The 7234-nt window shown below is 49.7% G+C and carries 6 protein-coding genes; all 6 read left to right on the forward strand.

The genetic code is table 11. The features are described from left to right. Positions 1-2 precede the first annotated feature (2 nt). Genes HFE64_01040 through HFE64_01065 form a run of 6 tightly spaced genes read left to right on the forward strand, consistent with a single transcriptional unit; the run spans position 3 to position 7208 of the window. Positions 3-1367 carry a biotin/lipoyl-binding protein gene (locus tag HFE64_01040; GenBank protein MCI8632056.1) on the forward strand — a complete coding sequence of 455 codons (1365 nt, stop codon included), beginning with the start codon at positions 3-5 and terminating at the stop codon, positions 1365-1367. Next, positions 1354-2460: a hypothetical protein gene (locus HFE64_01045; protein ID MCI8632057.1), complete on the forward strand. Its 1107-nt coding sequence runs from the start codon at positions 1354-1356 to the stop codon at positions 2458-2460. The genes HFE64_01040 and HFE64_01045 overlap by 14 nt, the downstream gene beginning before the upstream one ends. 13 nt (positions 2461-2473) lie before the next feature. Beyond that, the gene (locus HFE64_01050; GenBank protein ID MCI8632058.1) at positions 2474-5284 is read left to right on the forward strand and encodes an ABC transporter permease; all 2811 of its coding nucleotides are present in this window, start codon (positions 2474-2476) and stop codon (positions 5282-5284) included. Between the two features lie 5 nt (positions 5285-5289). Continuing rightward, a complete protein-coding gene (locus HFE64_01055) occupies positions 5290-5970 on the forward strand; it encodes an ABC transporter ATP-binding protein (GenBank protein ID MCI8632059.1) in 681 nt (226 codons plus the stop codon). Positions 5971-5974: 4 nt separating this feature from the next. Next, complete coding sequence (locus HFE64_01060) at positions 5975-6895, forward strand: ABC transporter ATP-binding protein (protein ID MCI8632060.1); 921 nt, start codon at positions 5975-5977, stop codon at positions 6893-6895. Positions 6896-6908: 13 nt separating this feature from the next. Further along, entirely contained in the window at positions 6909-7208 is a 300-nt protein-coding gene (locus HFE64_01065) for a hypothetical protein (GenBank protein ID MCI8632061.1), read from the forward strand. Positions 7209-7234 lie beyond the last annotated feature (26 nt).

The raw sequence follows: 7234 nt of genomic DNA on the forward strand, positions 1-7234 counted from the left end.
ATATGAGAAATAGGAAAAAGATAGGCATTGTCGCCATAGCTTCAATACTTTTGCTAAGCGGCTGCGGCAGGTCGGTGCAGGAAGCGCCGGAGCTTCTGGAGCCAGCATCTGTAGGCGTCAGCACAATTAAAGTAGAACGCCGCAGCTTTTACAGCGCCGATTCCATCGATGTATCCGTGGTGCCCGAAACAACAGAGCTGTACTTCACAATGGACGGTCAACTCAGCAGCGTACGGGTAAACGAAGGACAGCTGGTCAAAGAAGGCGAAGTGCTGGCAACGATCGATCAATCCGATCTGATGGATCAGATCAAAGAGGTGCAGGAGGAGATAGGATACATAGAGACCTCCTATGCCCATCAGTTAAAGCAGCTAAATCTTGCAGTGCAGATCGCGCAGCTTCAATATGAAAAGCTGCAGGCAGACTACGAGCGTGCCCAGCAGCCCTCTGACCGCAGCATAGCACAGGCGCCGCAGGCGCAAGAAAGGGAAGCGTCAGAGCTTCAGGAGAATTCGGAGGGGGATGAGGAGAGCCGCACCGATGAGAGCGCAGCGGATGAATCCTCACTTCCGGAAGACAGCGCCGAAAATTCAGAAGACAGCTCAGATCAGACATCTGAGGATAGCTCCAATGAATCCTCTGCTGAAGAAAGTTCAGATTCCGGAGAGGAAAGCAGTACAATAGCGCCGCAGCCGCCCGTATCAGGGGTTACACAGTATGATATTGAGCAGGCGCGCATCAAAGTGCGGCAGGCGGAGCTTGCGTATACGCAAAAGCAGGAGGAGTATCAGCATAAGGCATCCCAAAAGCAGCAGCAGAGACAAATATTGCTGGACAAGGTGGGAGAGGATACGCTAAAGGCCCCCTGCTCCGGCCGTATTGTCAGCGTTCTTTGCAATGAAGGCGAACGGGTAAATGAATATAAAACCGTCATGATTTTGGCCAATGAGGATGTAATACAGCTGCGAGGAGATAAATACAGCAACAGCTCCTTAAAGCGTTTTACTAAAATGGATGTTGTCATCAATAATCAGACATATGAGGTGACCTATATTCCTTATGATGAAGAGTATTATTATCAGGCAGCTTTAAATAAGATTGTGCTGCCCAGCCGGTTTTCATTTAAGACCGAACCGGAGGTCCAGTTTGGGGAGAGCGGTACCGTGCGCGTATACAGAGAATACAGCGAAGACACGCTTGTGCTGCCCAGAGCCTGCGTACAGTCCGATGAAATGGGGTATTTTGTGTATAAAGCGCAGGACGGGCAAAGGGTTAAGACATATATCACAATCGGGATTACCACGGCAACGCACACCGAGGTTGTAGACGGACTGCATGAGGGAGATGAAATATATGGGCGTGAATAAAAAAAGAGCACTGTCCTGCGCGCTGGCGGCTGCGATGCTGCTTACAGCCGGCGGCTGCGCACAAGTGGCGGAGCAGCAAAGTACAGCGCAGTATATAGAGCTTGGGAGTATCACCGGAAGCGGCTATCGCACCGCGGAGGCTTATACAGGAGACTTTGAGGTTCCCTTTTCAACCAACGCGCAGATCACATGCCTGAAGCAAGAAAGGCTGTATTGGGAAAATTCAGAGGATCGCTATGGCGACCTTATGGTACAGGAAGGGCAGGAGGTCAAAAAGGGGGATGTGCTTGCTACCTTTGAAGTGACGTCAGTGAGTGACGCTGATATTTTAGAAAGGGAGCTGGCGATTCAAAATGCAGAGACTTCGCTGGCAAAAGTTCACACACGGTATCAGGAGGCCATTGAAAGCAAGCAGGAAAGCTTAAAGACATTGACATCCTATGAGTATCAGATTGCAGAGCTGGAGTTAGAAAAGCTTAAAAGCGAATATGCGCAGCAGGTAGCAGAAACAGAACGGCAAGCTGAGACGCTGCGCAAAAGCCTGCAGGAGCTTCGGGAGAGAAAAGAGGGCGGCCGCATGATTGCGCCATTTGACGGCAGGGTGCAGTCGGTGAGCCGAAGCTTCCAAAAAGGGAATAAGGTCGTCGCCTACGAGACGCTGATTGTGCTGGAGGACACAAGCAGCAGAGCGATTTGCTTTGTCAATAACAGTGCCTTCGGTACAGTGCCCTATTTGAGTAAGGTGGAGCTGTACGACAAATGGGCGAAAAAAAGCTATACCGGAACCGTTGTCAGCTGCGCGCATGTGACAGGTCAGAAAATGGATGAGGTGGTTGTGCAGCCTGATGATGCAGGCATTATGCTGGCTGACAGCGTGGGATTTTTAGAAGTGACGGGTAATTTAATTAGAAAATCCGATGTAATTTTGGTCGACAGTAAGGCCGTCAAAAAAGAGGGAACCAGCTACTACGTGTTTGTGCTAGGAGAAAACAATAGTATGCAAAAGGTTTATATCTCTGTCGGCGGTGAAAATGCAGGCGTCACATGGGTAACAGAAGGTCTGGAGCCAGGCCAGACGGTAGTCTTAGAATAAGGGGGGTGGGGCCATGCTGGGATTTGTAAAGAATAAATTATTCAGTAAAAAATGGATGGTTCTCAGTCTCTTGATTGGCAATATCCTGCTGATTAGCATTGCTGCATGCAGTCCCATGTATTCGGACGCAGTGCTGCAGCGGATGCTGTATAAAAACCTGACGCATCTTATGGAGACAGGGGATCGCTATCCGGGAACGCTTGAATTCAGAGCGATCTACAGCACAAAAGCACTGGATCGGACACCGTATGAAAATTTGGAAAAATTAGAGACGCTCCGCAACGAATTTGTGCAGGAATGTCCCATTCCGATTGCGGAAACCGTGACAGAATATTATAAGTCAGATGTAGTGGTAAGGCATGAGGCAGAGGGAGGCACCTATAAAGACAGTTTTAATGCACGTCTTGAAGGGCTGGAACGATTAGGAGAGCATGTAAATATCGTATCAGGAAGGCTCCCGGAGACTGTGCAGGATCCACTGGTTTTAGAGGCAGTTGTCAGCCAGAAGACGCTCATGGAGAGTGGTCTGGTGGTAGGTGAGCTGCTGACATTGGAGAAGCTGATCAACGTCAAAACAGAAAAACCGTATCAGGTGCTGATTACTGGGGTGATCGAGCCTAAAAATCAGACAGACCCGTACTGGTTTAACAATCCCAATCGTCTCAAAAACTACCTCTTTGTCGATCAAAACGATTTTGTAAAAAAGATGGTAGAGGATGCAGAAAACAGACAGAGCTTTGGCCGCGCGCAGCACATCATGCTGGATTATCAGCAGCTTAAGGGCGGGCAGGTATATGACCTGCTAGAACTGTGCGATGTCTATACCGAAAAAGCAGATGCCCTGTATTCGCACGGCTTTAGCGCCGTTTTCTATGATACGCTCGATGCTTATCTGGTGAGTGCAGATAAGCTTGACGTCACGCTGGTGGTGCTTCAGATTCCTGTCTTCTTGCTGCTGATGGTATTTATCTTTATGGTATCTGGGCAGATGCTGGGCATGGAACAAAATGAGATTGCCATGATCAAAAGCAGAGGAGCCTCCCGAAAGCAAATTTTGACCATATATTTACTGCAGAGCACACTCATCGCCGCCGTATCATTTGTGATTGCACTGCCGCTCTCATACCTGATTTGTCAGATCGTAGGCTCCGCCAATGCATTTTTGGAGTTTATTCAGAGAACGGCGCTGCCGGCGCGCTTTTATCTGCCAGTATGGCTGTTTGGTTTGGGAGCCGCTGTTCTCTCCGTTTTAACGATGGTACTGCCGGCTGTGCAGTATTCTAAAGTAGGAATTGTTGATCATAAGCGCCGAAACCATAAAAAGAAAAAGCCCCTGTGGCAGAAGCTTTTCGTGGATGTGCTGCTGCTGAGTGTATCGCTGTACGGCCTGTATTCCTATCATAATCAGGCCGCCTATCTTGCAGAGCGGGTAGAAGGAGGCGCCGCGCTGGATCCGCTTCTTTACATATGCAGTTCTATGTTTATTCTGGGATGTGCGCTATTCATCGTAAGGCTTTTCCCCATTCTGATCAAGATCGTCTTTCATACCTTCAAAAAATTATGGTCTCCGGCTCTGTACGCCTCTTTTTTAAGGATGCTGCGCAGCCGCGATAATCAAAACTTTATTATGGTATTTTTAATTCTGACGATGGCACTGGGGATTTTCAGCGCCGAGACAGCGCATACCATCAATAATAATGCAGAAGAAAAAATCCGCTATATCAACGGCGCCGATGTAATGGTCATGGAGAGCTGGGGCAGCCGCAAATTTGGTTCCACCGGCGCCATGAGCACAGAAGAAACAGAAGAGGTCTTCATCGAGCCCGATTACAGCAAATATGCCTTCCTCGAAGGGGCAGAAGCCGTGACAAAGGTAATGGTGCGGGGCAGCACCCGAGTCGTTGGCGGCAGCAGCCGGATCAACAAGGTTACGCTCATGGGGATCAACACCAAGGAATTCGGTCAGGTCGCGTATATGAAGGACGGACTGCTGCCGGAGCATTGGTACCATTATCTAAACGCCATGTCACAGGATCCGGAAGCCGTGCTGGTGTCAACCAGCTTCCGCGACAAGCTGGGCTATAAGCTGGGCGAACGCATCAGCTACGAAGAAAACGGCAAGTCCACGATACGAGGCGTCATCTACGGCTTTGTCGACTATTGGCCGGGCATGATACCGCCCGAGGCGGAAGAAAACGGCGAATCCTATTTTATCGTAGCGCATCTGTCACAGCTTCAGCTGAAGTGGGGAGTCCTGCCATATCAGATCTGGATGAAGAATGCAGGAGATTCCTCTCGCTATATCTATGATTTTGCAGAGCAGCAGGAAGTCGCATTTGATCTATTTATAGATACCAATGCTGATTTGATTGATTTAAAGAACGATCCGGTGTTTCAGGCCACAAACGGAATCCTGACCGTTGGTTTTATCGTGGTACTGGTGCTTTGCAGCGTAGGCTTTTTGATCTACTGGATCCTGTCGATTCAGTCCAGAGCGCTCCAATTCGGCATCTTCCGGGCAATGGGAATGGCCATGAAAGAGGTGCTGGGAATGCTGATTAACGAACAGGTCTTTATGTCAGGAATCTCCATTGTGACCGGAGCCATGGTAGGCAAGCTCGCCGCACAGCTTTATGTGCCGCTCATTCAAATGGCATACAGCAGTGCAGATCAGCTTATTCCGCTCGAAATCAGCGGTGCAGGAGGCGATCAGTTTAAGCTGTATTTGGTGGTCGCGGTTGTGATGATTAGCTGCATGATCATTCTAGGATGGATGATTAAAAAGATTAAGATCGCGCAGGCGCTCAAGCTAGGGGAGGACTAATGCGGATGGATACAAAAAATATGATCATCGTAAAAAACGTCTCCCGGGGCTTTGAGGTAGGAGGAGACGATCTGTTCTGGGCGCTTAAGCATATCGATATGGAAATCCCCAGAGGGAAGCTGACAATCCTCAAAGGGCGCTCCGGCTCGGGTAAAACGACGCTCATGAACATTTTAAGCGCACTGGATCAGCCCACAGAAGGAACCGTATTTTTAGGCGATAATGAGCTTACGAAAATGTCTGAAAAGCAGAGGACCCATCTGCGGCGTAAAGAGGTAGGCTATATCTTTCAGTCCGTAGCGCTGATTCCGATGATGACGGCCTATGAAAATGTAGAGTTTAGTCTTCGGCTTGCCGGCTACGAGGAAAACTGGAAGGAGCGGGTCACTAAATGCCTGCATATGGTGGGGCTGGGCGCTCGGATGCAGCATATGCCGCAGGAGCTTTCCGGCGGTGAGCAGCAGCGTGTGGCCATTGCCAGGGCGGTGGCGCATAAGCCTGCGGTCTTATTTGCCGATGAACCTACGGCAGAGCTGGATACCAATACAGGACTACAGGTAATGAAAATTTTTAAAGATCTTTGCCAGGATGAAGGAGTCACGGTCATCATGACGACGCATGATACGGGGCTGATGGAGATCGGCGATCAGGTCTATGAGCTGGAGGATGGTGAGATCATTGGCTGAAAATATGATTGAGTGCGAGAATCTGGTCAAAATTTATAAGACAGAAGACATAGAGGTACTGGCGCTGCAGGGGCTGGAGCTTACTGTGCAGAAGGGCGAGCTGATGGCGATCATCGGCAACAGCGGCAGCGGTAAGTCGACCTTTTTGAATATGATTGGCGGGCTGGACCGCCCTTCGGCCGGACGTCTGTATGTGGATGGCCTGGATCTGTTTAAGCTTTCAGAAGCAGAGCTGGTGGCTTATAAGCGTGACATAGTTGGCTTTGTCTGGCAAAACAACGCCCGTAACCTAATGCCCTATTTAACCGCGCTGGAGAATGTGCAGATGCCGATGATGTTTACGACCAGGCGGCGGCAAAGGGAGCGCGCAATGGAGCTTTTGGAGCTGGTAGGCCTCGGGCATCGTAAAAACAGTAAGCTAAGCTCCCTTTCCGGCGGAGAACAGCAGCGTGTGGCCATTGCCATTGCGCTGGCAAACGATCCCAAGCTGCTGCTTGCGGATGAGCCTACTGGCAGCGTAGACGTGAGAACGAGCGATTATCTACTGGATACATTCCGTGCGCTGAATGAAGAGCTCGGACTTACGATTGTGATTGTAACGCATGACCGTCATTTGGCGAAGAAGGTCAACCGTGTGGTTTCCATCCGCGATGGAAAGACCAGCAGTGAGATGATCATGCGGCAGAGCTATCGGGAGCGCATGAAGGAGCTGGATGGGCTGGACGATGGCATGGCAGAGGCGATGGCGGAAGCAGCACATGAAGAATTCACAGTGCTGGACAGGGCCGGCAGGCTGCAGATTCCTTCGCAGATGCTGGATGAGATCGGCGCAACCAGCCACAAGGTTAAATTAGAGGTTGTCGATGGCCGGATTGTCATTGCTCCGGAAGAACAGGAGAATACAGAGGATAAGGAACAAGCATAAATAAAACACCCCAATGCATAAATTGTACTATATTATGGATTGGGGTGTTTTATTTATGGGAGCTAGATGGATGGTAGAGGCTATGATTATTTTATTATCGCTTTCCGTGGTGATGATCATATGGCCGGGAATGAGGAAATTTATTTTGGGCTTTGTCCGCAATGCAGCAGTAGGGCTCTGTTTATTACAGCTGGCTGCTGTCGCGTTCGGACCGCAGCTTCAGGTAGGCCTTAACCTGCTGACGGGAGGAATTTGCGGTCTGTTTGGACTGCCGGGCACGGCCATGCTCTTAATTTTAAAAGGGGTGATGTAAAGGTTCGGATAAAAGTTTCTTTAAAG

Source organism: Lachnospiraceae bacterium, from assembly GCA_022794035.1.
Lineage (GTDB): Bacteria > Bacillota > Clostridia > Lachnospirales > Bianqueaceae > CALWPV01.